General features: G+C 36.7%; 16 protein-coding genes. 9 read left to right on the top strand and 7 right to left on the bottom strand.

Annotated features, from left to right (window positions below):
• Window positions 1–60 precede the first annotated feature (60 nt).
• The gene (locus AC1M86_RS12325) at window positions 61–915 is read right to left on the bottom strand and encodes a MaoC family dehydratase (RefSeq protein ID WP_481597806.1); all 855 of its coding nucleotides are present in this window, start codon (window positions 913–915) and stop codon (window positions 61–63) included.
• A 140-nt stretch (window positions 916–1,055) separates the two neighbouring features.
• On the bottom strand, window positions 1,056–2,447 hold the full coding sequence (locus AC1M86_RS12320) for a 3-oxoacyl-ACP reductase (RefSeq protein WP_035266061.1): 1,392 nt from the start codon (window positions 2,445–2,447) through the stop codon (window positions 1,056–1,058).
• 240 nt (window positions 2,448–2,687) lie between these two features.
• Here AC1M86_RS12320 and AC1M86_RS12315 point away from each other — a divergent pair, with 240 nt between their 5' ends.
• A complete protein-coding gene (locus AC1M86_RS12315) occupies window positions 2,688–4,217 on the top strand; it encodes an acetyl-CoA C-acetyltransferase (RefSeq protein WP_481608069.1) in 1,530 nt (509 codons plus the stop codon).
• Window positions 4,218–4,394: 177 nt separating this feature from the next.
• On the top strand, window positions 4,395–5,393 hold the full coding sequence (locus tag AC1M86_RS12310; protein WP_481596373.1) for an OmpW/AlkL family protein: 999 nt from the start codon (window positions 4,395–4,397) through the stop codon (window positions 5,391–5,393).
• Window positions 5,394–5,436: 43 nt separating this feature from the next.
• Here the strand turns inward: AC1M86_RS12310 and aceI are convergent, their stop codons facing one another.
• A complete protein-coding gene (aceI, locus tag AC1M86_RS12305; protein ID WP_481608068.1) occupies window positions 5,437–5,868 on the bottom strand; it encodes a chlorhexidine efflux PACE transporter AceI in 432 nt (143 codons plus the stop codon).
• 97 nt (window positions 5,869–5,965) lie between these two features.
• Between aceI and aceR the strand changes: the two genes are divergently transcribed.
• The 4 genes from aceR (at window position 5,966) to AC1M86_RS12285 (ending at window position 9,881) form a co-directional block, all read left to right on the top strand.
• The gene (gene aceR, locus AC1M86_RS12300; protein WP_092767852.1) at window positions 5,966–6,850 is read left to right on the top strand and encodes an HTH-type transcriptional regulator AceR; all 885 of its coding nucleotides are present in this window, start codon (window positions 5,966–5,968) and stop codon (window positions 6,848–6,850) included.
• Between the two features lie 94 nt (window positions 6,851–6,944).
• Complete coding sequence (tal, locus tag AC1M86_RS12295; protein ID WP_481608067.1) at window positions 6,945–7,931, top strand: transaldolase; 987 nt, start codon at window positions 6,945–6,947, stop codon at window positions 7,929–7,931.
• A 67-nt stretch (window positions 7,932–7,998) separates the two neighbouring features.
• Window positions 7,999–8,649, top strand: a complete 651-nt coding sequence (gene leuE / locus AC1M86_RS12290; protein WP_481587646.1) for a leucine efflux protein LeuE — start codon at window positions 7,999–8,001, stop codon at window positions 8,647–8,649.
• A 53-nt stretch (window positions 8,650–8,702) separates the two neighbouring features.
• Window positions 8,703–9,881, top strand: a complete 1,179-nt coding sequence (locus AC1M86_RS12285) for a benzoate/H(+) symporter BenE family transporter (protein WP_481587691.1) — start codon at window positions 8,703–8,705, stop codon at window positions 9,879–9,881.
• A gap of 19 nt (window positions 9,882–9,900) precedes the next feature.
• Here the strand turns inward: AC1M86_RS12285 and map are convergent, their stop codons facing one another.
• Window positions 9,901–10,695 (bottom strand): type I methionyl aminopeptidase, encoded by a 795-nt coding sequence (map, locus tag AC1M86_RS12280; RefSeq protein WP_481593685.1) that lies wholly within the window; start codon window positions 10,693–10,695, stop codon window positions 9,901–9,903.
• A 344-nt stretch (window positions 10,696–11,039) separates the two neighbouring features.
• Here map and brnQ point away from each other — a divergent pair, with 344 nt between their 5' ends.
• Both brnQ and AC1M86_RS12270 read left to right on the top strand, forming a co-directional pair.
• Window positions 11,040–12,332, top strand: a complete 1,293-nt coding sequence (brnQ, locus tag AC1M86_RS12275; protein ID WP_481608066.1) for a branched-chain amino acid transport system II carrier protein — start codon at window positions 11,040–11,042, stop codon at window positions 12,330–12,332.
• A gap of 420 nt (window positions 12,333–12,752) precedes the next feature.
• On the top strand, window positions 12,753–13,004 hold the full coding sequence (locus tag AC1M86_RS12270) for a hypothetical protein (protein WP_035266079.1): 252 nt from the start codon (window positions 12,753–12,755) through the stop codon (window positions 13,002–13,004).
• Between the two features lie 91 nt (window positions 13,005–13,095).
• Here AC1M86_RS12270 and AC1M86_RS12265 read toward each other — a convergent pair whose 3' ends face one another.
• A complete protein-coding gene (locus AC1M86_RS12265; protein WP_092767775.1) occupies window positions 13,096–13,554 on the bottom strand; it encodes a hypothetical protein in 459 nt (152 codons plus the stop codon).
• 141 nt (window positions 13,555–13,695) lie between these two features.
• Entirely contained in the window at window positions 13,696–15,228 is a 1,533-nt protein-coding gene (locus AC1M86_RS12260) for a TerC family protein (protein WP_092767773.1), read from the bottom strand.
• A gap of 494 nt (window positions 15,229–15,722) precedes the next feature.
• Between AC1M86_RS12260 and AC1M86_RS12255 the strand changes: the two genes are divergently transcribed.
• Complete coding sequence (locus tag AC1M86_RS12255) at window positions 15,723–16,187, top strand: MarR family winged helix-turn-helix transcriptional regulator (protein ID WP_035266085.1); 465 nt, start codon at window positions 15,723–15,725, stop codon at window positions 16,185–16,187.
• 17 nt (window positions 16,188–16,204) lie between these two features.
• Here the strand turns inward: AC1M86_RS12255 and AC1M86_RS12250 are convergent, their stop codons facing one another.
• Entirely contained in the window at window positions 16,205–16,870 is a 666-nt protein-coding gene (locus AC1M86_RS12250; protein ID WP_481592103.1) for an SOS response-associated peptidase, read from the bottom strand.
• Window positions 16,871–16,885: the final 15 nt, after the last annotated feature.

The following is a 16,885-nucleotide window of genomic DNA, read 5'->3' as shown; positions in this document are numbered from 1 at the left end:
TCTATCCTTGATTTATAGTTATAAAAAAGCCTAACAAACATGTTAGGCCTAGAGCATCTATTAAAGTGGTTTCACAACACCAGAAACATGAGGTTTTTGTGATTTTGCATTACGAACTAACAAATATGTCGCTTGATCTCGCTCACCCGTTAAAAATTCAACCTCAGATGGTAAAAACATAGGCAACTTAAAATAAACATCAGCATCATAAGCATCCGGTAAACTAATACTTGCTAATGCTTTAGCCTTACTCCACATGCCATGCGCAATCGCTTGTTTAAAACCAAATGCTTTCGCTGTAACTGCATGAATATGAATGAGGTTAAAATCACCTGAAACGAGCGCATAGCGACGACCCGTGTTTTCAGCGACTTTCCAATTACCCTGTGATTTAAATTCAGGCAACTGATCTTCTTTCGCCTTTGAAGAGGATGAAGTATTTGTTTTTTCACGAGAAAGATAGGTTGTTAAACCCTCCATCACCACATCATTACCTACTTTCGCAGTGGTAATGAAGTCAAATTGCAAACCTTTGTCATGTGGTTTTAACTCACCAAATTTGCATGATAGCGTGATGGTTTCATTCACTCCAATTTTGCGATACTGCTTAACTTGATTACGAATATGAACTAAACCCAGCAAAGCAAATGGGAAAGGTTCTTGTGTCATCATTTGCATCTGCAAACTTTGAGAAATGACTGCCAAGTAAGTCGATGGTACATATCCATTATTCTTATAACCACAAATTTCGTTATAAGATTTTAAATGGTCATGATCAACACGATATTCATCAACGATGTAATCCACTTGTGGCAGTGTCTTTTCGCCTTTCGGTTTTTTAAAAATTAAACCTTTAATGACTTTAGGATAAGCTAAATAAGCTTTTGGCAATTGACTAAAGTGACGTGTTTTCATGTTAAAAATTCCCATTTATCTTTATAAAAAATTTAAAGTTTGCAGCTCAACAAAACGATCATAACAAATCATACGAGCAATAAAGAGAGCAATGCCTGAACATTACTCTCTTTCATTTAACAATCTATGACCACTAAAGCTTAAGCACCTAATAAACTTTGACCGCACACACGTACAATGTTTCCATTCAGCCCCGTTGAAGCAGATGAAGCAAATAATGCGATTGTTTCAGCCACATCAACTGGTTGACCACCTTGACTCATCGAATTCATACGGCGACCCGCTTCACGAATTGCGAATGGAATCGCTGCTGTCATTTGAGTTTCAATAAATCCAGGAGCAACAGCATTAATCGTTACACCATTTTTCAAAATTGGTGCTGTAAATTTCACTAAACCAATCACACCAGCTTTAGAAGCTGCGTAGTTCGTTTGACCGAGGTTACCCGCAATACCTGAAATCGAAGATACGCAAACGATGCGACCATTTTCATTGATGCCTTCATTAGACAACAAATAGTCATTCACACGCTCAATCGCAGATAAGTTAATGTTAATCACAAGATCCCAAAGCTCTGGCTTCATATTAGCAAGCGTTTTATCACGTGTAATACCGGCATTATGGACAATCACATCTAGCCCGCCTTGAGCAGCCGCTGCAGCTTTGATTTTTTCTCCAGCATCTGGTGCAGTGATATCAATCGCTAAAGTCGATCCACCAATTTCACTCGCAACACGATCAAGATCTGCTTGTTGTTGTGGTACATCTAAGCAAATGACATGAGCACCATCACGCGACAAAACATGCGCAATCGCTTCACCAATACCACGACTTGCACCTGTGACCACTGCAGTTTTGCCCGCAAGTGGTTTAGTCCAATCAACATCAACAACATTTGCTTTTGAAACACGAATGACTTGACCTGATACATACGCTGAGCGCGGAGAAAGTACAAAACGAAGTGTAGATTCAAGATTTAAAGCAGCATCTTGATCTACATAAACCAATTGTGCAGCAATACCTTTCTTAAATTCTTTACCTACAGATTTCACGAATCCTTCTAATGCACGTTGAGCAATCGCTTGTTTCACTGTAGGTGCTGATTCTGGTGTCAAGCCAACGACGACTACACGACCTGAAGTTTGAATTTGGCGAGCAATTGGATTAAAGAATTTATACAATTCAATTAACTGTTCAGAGTCCTGAATACCCGAAGCATCAAACACAACTGCTTTGAATTTGGACTCTTTATCGCCTTCATTAAACGCACCTAAGTTCAACCCTACTTTAGCTGCAGCTTGTTGTAACTCAGCATTGTTTCCCGCATAGCTGTTGGCATGAATATTACTCAGAACTTGCGCAATTTCACCATTAAAAAGACTTTTAGACGCAGAACCGAATAAAACAGCGCCTTGAACAACAGGCGTTGCTGATTCAAAGCGATCTAAGTGAATTGGAGATGGTAAACCTAAATTTTTGATGACAAATTTACCAATTGGAGATTTTGCAAAAGCTTGATATTGGTCAGTCATGAATATGATCTCTCGATAGAATAATTTTTTGAAGGATCTATGATGTAGATGAAGTTCAGTTCAAACTCTGATACTTAGTAAATTAATCGATCCCTGCGTTTCAGTTAAATAATACTTGAGTTACTCTATGTATGTCTTGACCTGAAAGCATTGCTAAATGTCATTTTAGTCAATACGACCTCTTAGCGATTATGCTAATGTAGCACTCAAGAATATCCCAAATATGCTTGGAAAAGCCTTATGAGCAAAACAACTCAAGAAAATCCAACAACTGAGAATTCTGCGAAAGCGACTGTGTCAAATACATCAAAAGCTCGTTCAAATGCGAGTAGTGGTAATGCAAACAGTGCCAACAACGCAAATACTCCAAAAGCGACTCGCCCTCGTACGTCGACGACTCGCAAAAAAACAGCAGCAACAAATAAAACTAAAGCTGAAAATCAAACTTCAGCAACTACGACTCAATCTTCCGCTGAACAGGAAAAAACTATGACTCAAAATACTGTACGCCGTGTTGCAATTATCGGTGGTAATCGTATTCCTTTCGCACGTTCTAATGGTGCTTATTTCACAGCCACAAATACGGATATGCTTACAGCAGCATTGAATGGTCTAGTTGAGCGTTTTAATCTTCAAGGTCAACGTCTGGGTGAAGTCGTTGCTGGTGCTGTACTAAAACACAGCCGTGATTTCAATATGACGCGTGAATGTGTGTTAAGCACAGAGCTTGCACCTGAGACTCCAGCTTACGATATCCAACAAGCTTGTGGTACTGGGCTTCAAGCTGCTTTCCTCGTAGCGAACAAAATTGCATTAGGTCAAATTGAGGTGGGTATTGCAGGTGGAGTAGATACCACTTCAGATGCTCCTATCGCATTTGGTGATGGATTACGTAAAGCCCTCTTAGAACTCAACGTTGCAAAAACAGGTAAAGATCGTCTTAAAGCGTTAACTAAAATTAACGTAAAAGATTTGCTAGATGCTCCTAAAAATGGTGAACCTCGTACTGGCTTATCTATGGGCGATCACCAAGCGATCACAACACTTGAGTGGGGCATTTCTCGTGAAGCTCAAGATGAACTTGCTGCATCGTCTCATCAGAAAATGGCTGCAGCTTATGAAGCAGGATTCTTTGACGATTTAATGACGCCATTCCTCGGCCTTGAGCGCGACAACAACTTACGTCCTGACTCAACTGTAGAAAAGCTTGCAAAACTTAAGCCAGCGTTTGGTAAAGGTGATGCCCGTACAATGACTGCGGGTAACTCTACTCCACTTACCGATGGTGCTTCTTGTGTATTATTAGCATCAGAAGAATGGGCTAAAGCAAATGGTCACGAAATTTTAGCGTATTTAAGTTTCTCTGAAACTGCTGCTGTAGATTTCATTGGTAAAAAAGAAGGTTTGTTAATGGCTCCTTCTTACGCAGTTCCACGTATGCTCGAGCGTGCTAATTTAAAACTTCAAGATTTTGACTACTATGAAATTCATGAAGCATTTGCATCTCAAGTTCTTTCTACATTAAAAGCTTGGGAAGATCCTAAATTCTGTAAAGAACGTCTAGGCTTAGATGCGCCTTTAGGTTCAATTGATCGTGCGAAGTTAAACGTTAAAGGCTCTTCGTTGGCTGCAGGTCACCCATTTGCCGCAACAGGTGGACGTATTATCGCAACTGCTGCAAAAATTTTAAATGAAAAAGGTTCAGGTCGTGTACTTGTGTCGATCTGTGCTGCAGGTGGTCAAGGTGTAACGGCAATTATTGAAAAATAATTCGATGTTCTTAACAAAAAAGCCCCTCGATTGAGGGGCTTTTTTTATTTTCATAAAAAAGATTGACAGAGTATTTATTTTTTTTAGACGAATGACTGACATTAAACTTTAAAAATTAGCATTTTATTACATAATTAAAGAGCTAAAAATGGATTTTAGCCAATTAAAGGAAAAAAAATGAAAAAGATACAAAACATATACTCAGTAATTCTATTATGTTGCATCAGTACCACAATTTTGGCGAACTCAGTTGAGCCTAAATATAAATGGTCTGTTAGTACTGGATGGCTACATATAATGCCTCAGGGGAAATATGGAAATACGTCGATTAATACAGCCGTTGATCCTGATTATGAGTACGACCTATGGAAAAATATGGGCATAACCTCAAAAATGGACGGATTAAGCAATTGGACTGAAAATGCTGGCTTAAAACCTAAGGATGGGGATACTTTGGGTTTAATGATTAATTATTATGTCAATGATAACATTTCACTTCAAATGATTGGAGGTGTTCCACCCAAAATTGATATTAAGGGGAAAGGTCAGATTAATGCAAAACCTATTGCACTTAATCCAATGATTGATGCTGCTATTATTGATATATTAGGGCCTGATCGAAATTTGTTTGTAACTGATCTTGGGAGCAGATCAAAGTTGGCAGAAGCAACAGCTTGGACTCCAGCTGCAACCGCACAGTACCACTTTGGTACTACAGGTATAAATAAATTTAGACCTTATGTCGGTGCAGGTGTCATGTATGCAACATTTACTGGACTAAAAATTGATAAAGGTCTTGAGGAAGAACTAATAACTGCTGGACATCGTATCGGTCATATTACAAATATTGTTAGAGATAGTGATCCATCAAAGGATATCAATGGAAATCTATTAGATGCTCTTGTAGATCCTATAGCAGTAAGAATTAATTCTCCAGTAGATCCAAAGGTTAAAGTGAAAGCCACTGATGCTTTAGGAGCAGTATTTACTTTAGGTGCAAATTACGACATTTCAAATAGAATCTATATTACCGGATCACTAACCTATGTAGATTTATCGAATAAGTCGAAAATTACAGTTTATGACCAAATATCAGGGCGTCCATTAGTTTCATCATCAACAAAAATCAATCTTAATCCTTTAATCAGCTATATTGGAATTGGTTACAAATTTTAAATAAAAAAAGCATCTCAATAGAGATGCTTTTTTATTTTGAGTTTTAGTGATTTAAAGCCTCAGGTGCATAACCCAGTTTAGCTTCGATCCCATCATAGAACCATTGAAATATAAACGTATACACCAGAATACTAAGCGTCAAAGCTAAGTCGACGATAAAAGCTTGTATGAGCGTCATATCCATCATATATGCAACAATTGGAATGGTCACTAACATTAAGCCAACTTCAAATCCTAGCGCATGCAATATACGAACTTTTACAGTACGCTTCCACTGATTGCGCGCTTCAATTTTTTCGAAATAATGATTGAAAATCATATTCCAGATCACTGAAAGTACAGCCATAATCACACCTAATGAACCTGCAATCTCCAGTGGAACTTCAAAAATAAAACTCAAAGAAATTGCGATGATCACCAATAGAATGATTTCATAGCTTATTGCGTGAATAATTCTTCTCTTTGAAAAAAACATGCGTTCACTCATCAACATTGTTATTCATGAGCGCATTTTATTTTCATAATATTGAATGATCGAGTTAGAATCTATCAAAATTTTTGAAAGAATAAACATGAATATTAATCAAGAACAATTGGTCGTTTTTAAAACTGTGATGGAAACAGGTTCTTTTTCCGCAGCCGCACGTCAGTTAGGCAAGGTCCCCTCTGCTGTCAGTATGGCGATTTCAAATTTAGAGATTGATCTGAATCTTCAACTGTTTGAAAGAGTAGGACGTGAACCACAGCCAACACTTCAAGCCAAAGTTTTGTATGAACGTACTAATCATTTATTGATTGAAATGAATCAATGGAAACAACATGCATTTGGTTTGAGTAGCGGCATCGAAACCGAATTAAATATTGTGGTGGTATCTGAGTTACTGCATAGTAGATGGACTGATTATATTGTTTTATTAGAACAACAATTTCCTCAACTACAAATCAATATATTCAGCGCACCACAAGAAGATGCTCAACAAATGATTTTAACGGGTAAAGCACATTTAGCATTGATGTTTGAGCGTGAACATATTGAGGCGAATGAACAATTCGTGGAATTAATGAAAGAAAGTTTAATTCCAGTTGCATCTGTTCATCATCCGCTGTGCCAAAATCAAAAAGTGAGCTATGAAGAAATTTTTCAAAGTCGTCAGATTGTAGTCGCTAGTCGCGATCGGAACATTAAGCCTGAATTACTCTTCTCCAAAGATGCATGGCGTACAGACAATCACCATTCTGCATGTAGATTAATTTCACAAGGACTTGGATGGGGAGTTTTACCCACTGAAATGCTTATCGAACAACCAACATTAAAGAAAAAACTTAAAGTTCTACGATTTTCAGATTTCACTCCAAAATTTGATTATTTTATCGATCTGGTTTGGAGTAAAGAGCAACCATTGGGAAAAGCTGCTCAATTTTTAATTCATCACATCAGAAATAAAAGAAAAATGTAGGAAAATAACTTGATTTAAAACTTTTGTAGCATGTTTCAAAATAATCATGTGTTATAAAGATGGTATAAGTAATGAAACAAAGAATTAGATCGCAATGACTGAAACAGCTTTATCTCAATTAAAAAACTTCACTACAATTGTTGCAGACACAGGTGACTTAAACGCTATAAAAAAATTTAAGCCATTGGATGCTACCACTAACCCTTCACTCATCACGGCAGCAGCTTCATTCCCTGAAAACAAAGAACTGATTGAAGCTGCATTTGATCATGCAAAGTCAGAGGGTTATCAGTCAGATGAGTTAATCGATAGAACAATTGATATCCTGACTGTCAAATTAGGTGTGGAAATTCTAAAAGTAGTTGAAGGTCGAGTATCAACAGAAGTTGATGCAGCACTTTCATACGATACAGCCGCGACAATTGCTAAAGCTAAAGAATTACTCGCTCTCTATGCGACTTATGGTGTTGATCAAAACCGAATTTTAATTAAAATCGCCTCAACATGGGAAGGTATTCAAGCTGCTAAGGTTCTTGAAGCAGAAGGCATTCATTGCAACTTAACTTTGTTGTTTGGCTTACATCAAGCAAAAGCATGTGCGGATGCTCAGGTCACATTAATTTCACCATTTGTAGGTCGTATTCTCGATTGGTATAAAAAAGCTGAAAATGTGGATCACTATCCAATTGAACAAGATCCTGGTGTGCAATCCGTTAAACAAATTTACCAGTTCTACAAACAAAATCAGGTGAAAACTGAAGTTATGGGCGCAAGCTTTCGTAGCATAGAACAGGTTCTCGGACTTGCTGGATGCGACCTCTTAACTGTATCACCGAATTTACTTGACGAATTGGCTCAAGATCATCGCCAAGTTGAAGTTCAGTTAAATGCAAATGCACACAGCTCAAATATCGAATCACTTAGTCCAATCACTGAAATAGATTTTAAAGCGCAAATTCAGAAAGATCTTATGGCATCGCAATTATTGCAAGGCGGTATAGATGGCTTTATTAAGGCAAGAGATCAACTCAGCTCTCTGTTAAAACAATCATTTGGCATAGATGCTGATATAAAAGCTTAATTGCACCTATCCATCATTCTTTCAATCGAGCTCTTAGGAGCTCGATTATTTTTTAAGAGATAAATGAGTGTTTGGTATAACTGATCTTCCAACCTATTTAATAGGTACATTACTTATTATTTTATTACCTGGACCTAACTCGCTCTATGTCATGTCTATTGCGACTCGCTTTGGCATAAAAGTGGGCTATCAAGGTGCTTTCGGTATTTTGTGTGGAGATAGCATCCTTATTTTGCTAACTGTCTTAGGTGCCGCAACATTATTGCATCAATTTCCCTGGATTTTTTTCGCCCTAAAAATTATTGGTGCTTTATATCTTAGTTATTTAGGTATCCGTTTAATATATGCAGCCTATTTAACTTGGAAACGTCCAAGTAAAGATCAAGCTAATGTTTCTATTGTACAAAAACAAGAAAAATTTCATCCTTTTCGTACCGCATTACTCATTAGTCTGATTAACCCAAAGGCAATACTGTTCTTTTTATCGTTTTTTGTTCAATTTGTAGATCCAGCTTATCCTTATCCAGCCCAAAGCTTTTTAATGCTTGCTGTAATTTTACAATTGATGAGTATAGCCTACTTAAGTATGTTGATCTTCACAGGTATCAAAATTTCAAATTACTTCAACACGCATTATAAATTAGCAGCTGCTTCTGTTGCCGCTATTGGTATTTTATTTGGATTGTTTGGGATCAAACTTGCGACATCAACAATGTAATCTTAACTTCACAGAATCATTAGGGAAATAATATAAAAATGCTCATAGACGTGATAACAAGAATAAAAAAAGATTTAAGTCTACCTGCTGTTTTCGCTGGCTTTATTACATTTTTAATTGGCATTAGCGTTTCATCTGTACTGGTTATTCAAGCTGGACAAGTATTAGGTGCAAATCAAGCACAGATTAGCTCATGGTTTTGGGCACTGGGTTTGAGTATAGGATTATCAGGACTGATCTTAAGCTGGAAGTTTAAATATCCAGTTGCAACATCATGGTCAACAGCAGGACTAGCACTGATTATCGCTACAGGCTCAGGATACAATTTGAATGAGGCGATAGGGGCATTTTTAATATGCGGAATTATGACTGCTGTATTGGGCTTTTTTGGAATATTTCAAAGAATTCTTGAATTTTTACCGCAATCTCTTACAAGCGCCATGTTAGCTGGAGTGTTATTAAAATTTGGCATTTCATTATTTACGGTCATGCAAGACCAATTGATCTATGTTTTAATCTTGATCAGTACATATTTTATAAGTAAAAAAGCATTACCCCGTCACTCCATTGTCATTACATTGTTAGCTTGCATTATCGCCACACCTTTTTTCTTTGAATATACAGCAACCAAAATTCACTACGGAATGACGTATCCAGTATGGATTCAGCCTGAATTTCACTGGTCAAGTATTCTGGGTTTAGCTATTCCCCTCTTGATCATCAATATGGCTTCACAATATTTACCTGGTTTAGCAATGATCAGATCCTATGGTTACAAACCTCATGTCAACCAATTAGTAAGTTGGACAGGAATTGCTCAAGCAATATTCGCTCCGTTCGGGGCATTTTCAACCAATATCGCAGCAATTAGTGCAGCTGTGAGCCTTGATGAACAAGTTCATCAAGACCCTGCTAAACGCTATATTGCAGGTATGGCTTGTGGAGTGTTCTATATCTTTATGGGCATTTTTGCAGCGACACTAACGGGATTATTACTGTCATTCCCTAGAGAAATGATCACCACTTTGGCGGCGATCGCACTTTTTGCAACGATTGGACATAACATCAGTATCGCATTTAAAGAAGATTTAGATCGTGATGCTGCTTTAATCACTTTTTTAATGTCTGCATCTGGAGTTCAGTTTTTGGGCATTGGATCTGCTTTTTGGGGATTGGTTATTGGATTTATTATTTATCATTTGATGCGTATACAAATTAAAAAGCCTATTTAAAAAAATAGGCTTTTGGGAATTAAATTACAGGATATTCACCCGTACCTTCAGGCCAAGGTGTCAATAATTCATATCCTTCATCAGTCACAGCAACCATATGTTCCCATTGTGCAGACCAAGATTTATCTGCTGTTACTACTGTCCATCCGTCTTTTAATTCTTTAACTTTGGCTTTGCCTGCATTCACCATAGGCTCAATGGTAAACACCATTCCTTTTCTTAATACTAATCCCTGACCAGGCTGTCCGTAATGCAATACATTCGGTTGCTCATGGTAGGTTTTTCCAATACCGTGACCACAATATTCACGTACAATCGTAAAACCTTCGCGTTGCGCAACTTGTTGAATAGCATGACCCACGTCACCAAGTGTAGCGCCAGGTTTAACCGTTTTAATACCTGCAAGCATCGCCTCATAAGTCGTATCGACTAATTTTTTTGCTTCAGGCTTAATTGTACCTACATAGTACATTCGACTGGTATCACCAAAATAACCATCCTTGATGATTGCAACATCAATATTAATGATGTCTCCATCCTCTAAGATAATATTGGAAGCAGGGATACCATGACATACAACTTCATTTTTCGAAATACAGGTTGTTTTTGTATATCCATAATAACCGACATTTGCTGGCGTCACCTTGAGTGTATTGACGATGTAATCATTACAGATATCATCAAGATACTCAGTACTCACACCTGGCTTCACATAATCACCAATCATCGCTAGCACTTGTGCCGCAAGCCGACCCGATATTCTTAGTTTTTCAATATCTTGTTCAGTTTTAATGGTGACAGCTATTGCCTTCATGATGAACCCCTTTTTAATTCAGGATTCATTATAGGACTTTCATTTCTCGATCACAAACGCTATAAATTGTCTTTAACTCAATCATTTTCGACTATTATTTAACCATTCAGTACATTATTTTATTTTGCGAATCTAGGTTTGCGCTCTGATTGATTTCAATTCAATAAATAAATTTATTTTATTAGTTTTATAAATACATAGACTTAATTTAACTCATAATTTTCCATCTAATAAAATTATTCGCTTCTTGCTTTTTTACCATTCCAATCGATGGATGACCACCCTCCCTATTTACTGACATTTGCTCTAAAATCGCTTTCTTTTTTCTTGAACCGATCTCCCTTATGACCAATTTGCGTACACGGGACATTATTGCCTTAGGTTTTATGACCTTTGCACTATTCATCGGTGCAGGCAATATTATCTTCCCACCTATTGTTGCTCAACAAGCGGGTGAACATGTTTGGTTAGCTGCTTTTGGCTTCTTAATTACTGCTGTTGGCCTTCCTGTTATCACGATCATTGCGCTATCGCGTGTTGAAGGCTCTATTCAACTATTAAGCTCTCCACTGGGTAAGATTGCAAGTTTAATTTTAACCGTAGCATGCTATCTTGCTGTTGGACCACTTTTCGCGACACCTCGGACAGCTACAGTTTCTTTTGAAATTGGTTTTTCGAGTTATTTTGAAACGTCTTCCTCGACCTTGTTGATCTACAGTGCAATTTATTTTGCATTTGTAACGTTAATCTCACTTTATCCGAATAAAATTTTGGATACTGTCGGCTATGTTTTATCTCCACTCAAAATTCTCTCTTTGATCATTTTAGGTGGTAGTGCCTTTTTAGTTTCTGCAGATTATATCCCTGCACCTATTGGAAACTATATCAATAGTCCTGTTTCAGAAGGTTTTGTTAATGGTTATTTAACCATGGACACTTTAGGGGCTTTAGTATTTGGTATTGTCATTATTAATGCGATACGTTCACGTGGTGTAACTGATCAAAAGTTAATTACCAAATATGCAGTGATCGCAAGTTTAATTTCAGGTATTGGCCTTACACTGGTTTACATTAGCCTATTTAAGCTTGGACTGAGTAGTCACGAAGCTGCACCTAACGCTGCAAATGGTGCCATTATTCTCCATGGCTATGTTCAGCATGCCTTTGGTGACTTTGGCTCATATTTTCTAGGGGCGATGATTTTTATTGCATGCATGGTTACGGCAATCGGTTTGACTTGTGCATGTGCAGAATATTTCTCGCAAATCACGAAGATTACTTACAAAAAATGGGTTTTCATTCTTGTTGGTTTCTCATTTGTCATTTCCAACTTAGGTTTAACCAAGTTAATCGCCTTCTCTGTACCTGTATTAAGTGCAATCTACCCACCAGCGATTGTGGTGATCATGATGGGATTTATGTGGAAGTTCTTTAATTCTGCTCCACGCGTCATTGCGCCTGTTACAGCGGTTGCTTTCATATTCGGTATTATTGATGGACTTAAGGTTGCAGAATTAGATCATTTCTTGCCAGCATTTATGAACAATCTACCATTGGCTGAACAAAATTTAGCATGGTTGATTCCTTCTTTAGTTGTATTTGTCATTGTCTACACACTGGATAGACTGAAGAAGTAAATTCAGGTGATTTATCAATAAATATTGTTTTACCCAAGCCGTATTTGTTCTGTAATCAATAATTGTCTCGTTTATCCAACAGACTATTATTGCTTACCCACCTTAACTTTGATCTCATCAGTCAGATTTGGAATGACTTTTGCTACTATTTATTTGTTTTGCAAGATGATAAAAAGTAAATAGATTAAAGAATTACAAGAAACTCTATTCATCTCATCACGATTTATCGAAATAATTCTAGCACTTAGCTCACGTAGTATCTTAATTTCAAATATTTCGACTTTTGTCATATTAATGTCATAATTTATTTACATAATCGAGTGTTAAAAACTTGCTTTATTCTTCAATCCCCTGTACAAGTATGTAAACAAAGTCGACTAAATCATTCAGATTTGTCATGAATTATCAGGAGGGATGGAGATGTTATCATTACATTTCAACAAGCAAGTCTTCATTAATACTCTTAAAGCGAACAACAATGCTGTCGTTTTTTTAAGCACAATGTTTGCTCTCATGCTGACACTTGTTGTGCAAGGTACAATTCAAGGCACGTTGAAGCTTGAATATTTTGCTTATGCACTTGCTGCGACGCTAGCATTTTACGTGTGGGCCTTTATTGACACGAAATATCGTACTCAAAAGCTTTCTGATCAAGAAGCACATTTAGACTAAGAGATGGATGCCAAAGCATCCATCTTAAAGTCAATGTCATCATTTAAAGCACTCTATCAAAATAACAAGTTTTTCAATTCTGCTCTACTTATTAGAATAACCCAACATATAAACCATAAAGCAAACCTAAGGTCGCCCCAACCTCACCTACGACCAATAGTACCATCGCACCTCTCATGAGCAATTTTGGTAATTCAATACGCCCTAATTGATGTGGTTCTTTGAACTGATTTGTCGTATCTTTCAATAAGCCATGCAAAATATAACTTAAAATTGAAAATGCAAAAAAGAAAATATTAATCAAAATAAAGAGCAAATTTGTCGATTCATTCAACGCTGAAAAATATGCCATAACCGCTAGAATTAACGTTGCAGGTGCATATAGCAAACTACTCCTATGCGCAATATCAACATAATAATGTGCTCGAGCTTGTTTAGATAAGCTGATTTGCACATACTTCCAAACACCAGTAAGCATACCGGTCAATAAAAAAATACCACTAAAAAAAATAGCAAGTCTTACCGATAATTCCATTTGATCGATCATCATCTGACATTCCTTCGCTATAAAACAGATTGCAATATGTTTAGCATCTTATCTCATATTTCGTACTACGACTTCGCTAACTCCATACCTTATATAGAAATTTAAGCAAAAAAAAGCTCCAATAAGGAGCTTTTTTATTAGAGTTTAAAGCGTGATTTTAACGGTTTTAATTCGATTATCTTCCATTTCTAGAATTTCGAAATTAACCCCTTGGTGTTCAATCAACATACCAACTTCAACCGCCCCACTCGTTTTATCTAAAATCAGTCCTGCAACACTAAAGTAACCTGAGTCTTCTTGCACCAGATCTAAATCTAATATATCGAGCGCCAGCTCTAATTGATATAAATCTAACATACCAGACGCCTTCCAAGTGGTATCATCGATTTTAACCAATTCAAGCTGTTCATCAGCATCTGGGAATTCACCAGCAATTGCTTCAAAAACATCTAATGGTGAGATTAAGCCTTGAATATTGCCATATTCATTTGTAACAAGTACCAATGAACCTTTAGAAGTTCTTAATGTATTAATTGCATCAATCACTTTCATTTTTTCATAAATGAAAATAGGACGGACACGTTTCATCAAATCTTTTAGTTGATCTGGATCATCTAATGCATCAATCAATTCTTTTGCACGTACAATCGTGATGACTTTATCCAATTGTCCACGACAAACTGGGAAAAGACTATGAGGTACAGCTAATACCTGTTCACGAATTGCTTCGGCATCGTCCTCAATATTAACCCAAGAAATTTGATTTCGAGGTGTCATAATTGAAGCAACTGAACGTTCAGCAAGTGATAGCACACCACCAACCATATAACGCTCTTCATCACCAAAAGCTTGTTGAATTTCTTCAACTTCTTTGGATGTTGCAATATCGGCATCCAATTTACTGCCCATCAATTTCAAAATTGAATCTGCAGTTCGATGACGTAACGGGATCTTCGCTTGATTTTTTTCAAGATTACGATTCGAAAATTGATTGAATGCTTCAATTAGAATTGCAACACCAATACCTGAATAAATATAACCTTTAGGGATATGGAATCCAAAACCTTCAGCGATTAGACTTACACCGATCAATAACAAGAAACTTAAACAAAGGATAACCACCGTAGGATGACGGTTAACAAACGTAGTTAACGGTTTTGATGCAATTAACATGACAACCATAGCCACAATCATCGCAGCCATCATCACGTAAATATTATCCACCATACCAATCGCAGTGATCACTGAGTCGAGTGAAAATACCGCATCAAGCACGACGATCTGAGCCACAACTGCAGCAAAACCAGCGTATACGACATTGTTATTCGTTTTAATCTCGGGTTTACCCTCCATTTTTTCATGGAGTTCATTGACAGCCTTATACACAAGGAATAGACCACCAAACAGTAATATCAAATCCCGACCTGAGAATGTTTTTCCAAAAATTTCAATCAATGGTTGAGTTAAAGTCACTAACCACGAGATCGCAAAAAGTAGACCTAGACGCATTAATAATGCGAGGGATAAACCGATTACACGGGCTTTATCACGTTGTTCTGGAGGAAGTTTTTCTGCAAGTATCGCAATAAATACTAAGTTATCAATACCTAAAACGATTTCAAGAATGATAAGGGTAATTAACCCTATCCAAATGCCAGGATCCAATAAAAATTCCATATTAGATCTCCTGGTTCTTATTATTTAAGATAATGTAAGAAGCTAAATTAGGCCAACACGGCGACGGGTCCATATATAAAGTTACCTTTTCAGAAATGATGAAACTATTATGCATAAGAATTTTATTTTGTAATTACTTTTTTTATGTTCAAAACAATTTTTTATGTAAATTTAGATCATATCTTTAGTCGTAATTGCCATCCTTGAATAGTCTTTGACATTTTCGACACAAAAAAAAATATCAGTGCCAAGTTATAGTTCCTCTATTTTTCAATAGAATTTGGTCAGCGTGGAATTGACATAAAGATATTTACAGATCATTGAAATATGTTTTATAAAACTGAAGTCAATAGGTGTCATACCTTTTGTCTGATTTAAGGTAAGCGCTTGAACATAAGTTGATTATTTGAACATAGTTCTTTTAATATAGGTTATGCTTCATGTAATATTTAAATTAATAAAAACAATTAAGTTACACTGACAAGGACGTAGCGATGTCAAAAAAATATGCAAAATTTTTACCTTCATCTGAAAATTTTGAACTCGAAAATTTTCCATTCTATTGGATCACTCAAGTCCATTCTCAGTATGTACTGAATGTTGACCATGTGCTCAAAAAGTATGGCGTTGATAATTCTCGTCGACGTTTGCTTGTCGCATTGTCTACTAAACCAGATGCAAGTGTTTCAGAACTCTCTGACATGATTGTGTCAAAAATGTCGACGACTACAAAAATCGTTTACCGTTTAAAAGATGAAGGAATGGTTGACACTTACTCGTGTGAAAACGATGCCCGTATTACGCGTGTGGTACTAACACCAAAAGGTTTAGAAATGACAAAAAAAATTAATGACCTGATGAGTGTGGTTCTTGAACAAACATTTGAGGGATTAACCCCACTTCAAATTGAAAAACTAATGGAAAGCTTAAAGCATATTTTCAAAAATTTAGCGCATTAATTTTCCTAAACTTTAGATTAAAGCCCATCATCAAACATATTGAGTTGGGCTGTATTGTTCTGCCGTGGTTTTGGACAATAAAAACATTCAAATTCCCCTACTGGAAAGCCTTCAACAAAGTTCTGAATGTCGGGGGATTTTAAACTCAACCACTGATCTAATTTATGGTGCGGAATAATAATTACTGACCGTTTAACATCTCCAGGCTCATGAAAATCCTTCATCATTTCGTGATGAATAGCATCCATGGTAATCATCGTTGCTGAACGATAAATAATTTGATCAATTTTCGTGATTTCATACAACGCTGCGATAAAAAATGCCTGACCATCTTTTCTTCTCACACCCCATCGTTGCGGTCGTCCATTAATATATTTTGCTTCATAAAACTCAGTGACTGGAATTACACCAAATTTACATTTTTCAAATGCTTCTTGAAAACTTCTTTTTTCGCTTAATGTTTCATTGCGTGCATTATAGGTTTTCTTCGCTATTTCTGTATCAGTTGCCCATTTTGGTATAAAACCAAAATTAACTAACCTCCACTCGTAGCTATGATCAGATTTAAATAATAACGGGGTTTCGTAGCTTGGATAAACCTCTTCCACATATTCAAATGAAATATGTGGAAGTTCTAATGCTTGGATTTGATGCGCTTGTATTGGCTTAAAGTTGGCACACATAGCATAATTTTCAAT

This window comes from Acinetobacter sp. ANC_7654, assembly GCF_056779855.1.
The sequence above is the reverse complement of the archived record's forward strand: the minus strand, read 5'-3'. Positions and strand labels throughout refer to the sequence as shown.

Excerpts from the sequence above, each read along its gene's own strand:
- AC1M86_RS12325 (WP_481597806.1), bottom strand. The coding sequence starts at position 915 with ATGAAAACACGTCACTTTAGTCAATTGCCAAAAGCTTATTTAGCTTAT.
- AC1M86_RS12320 (WP_035266061.1), bottom strand. The coding sequence starts at position 2,447 with ATGACTGACCAATATCAAGCTTTTGCAAAATCTCCAATTGGTAAATTT.
- AC1M86_RS12315 (WP_481608069.1), top strand. The coding sequence starts at position 2,688 with ATGAGCAAAACAACTCAAGAAAATCCAACAACTGAGAATTCTGCGAAA.
- AC1M86_RS12310 (WP_481596373.1), top strand. The coding sequence starts at position 4,395 with ATGAAAAAGATACAAAACATATACTCAGTAATTCTATTATGTTGCATC.
- aceI (WP_481608068.1), bottom strand. The coding sequence starts at position 5,868 with ATGTTTTTTTCAAAGAGAAGAATTATTCACGCAATAAGCTATGAAATC.
- aceR (WP_092767852.1), top strand. The coding sequence starts at position 5,966 with ATGAATATTAATCAAGAACAATTGGTCGTTTTTAAAACTGTGATGGAA.
- tal (WP_481608067.1), top strand. The coding sequence starts at position 6,945 with ATGACTGAAACAGCTTTATCTCAATTAAAAAACTTCACTACAATTGTT.
- map (WP_481593685.1), bottom strand. The coding sequence starts at position 10,695 with ATGAAGGCAATAGCTGTCACCATTAAAACTGAACAAGATATTGAAAAA.
- brnQ (WP_481608066.1), top strand. The coding sequence starts at position 11,040 with ATGACCAATTTGCGTACACGGGACATTATTGCCTTAGGTTTTATGACC.
- AC1M86_RS12270 (WP_035266079.1), top strand. The coding sequence starts at position 12,753 with ATGTTATCATTACATTTCAACAAGCAAGTCTTCATTAATACTCTTAAA.
- AC1M86_RS12265 (WP_092767775.1), bottom strand. The coding sequence starts at position 13,554 with ATGATGATCGATCAAATGGAATTATCGGTAAGACTTGCTATTTTTTTT.
- AC1M86_RS12260 (WP_092767773.1), bottom strand. The coding sequence starts at position 15,228 with ATGGAATTTTTATTGGATCCTGGCATTTGGATAGGGTTAATTACCCTT.
- AC1M86_RS12255 (WP_035266085.1), top strand. The coding sequence starts at position 15,723 with ATGTCAAAAAAATATGCAAAATTTTTACCTTCATCTGAAAATTTTGAA.
- AC1M86_RS12250 (WP_481592103.1), bottom strand. The coding sequence starts at position 16,870 with ATGTGTGCCAACTTTAAGCCAATACAAGCGCATCAAATCCAAGCATTA.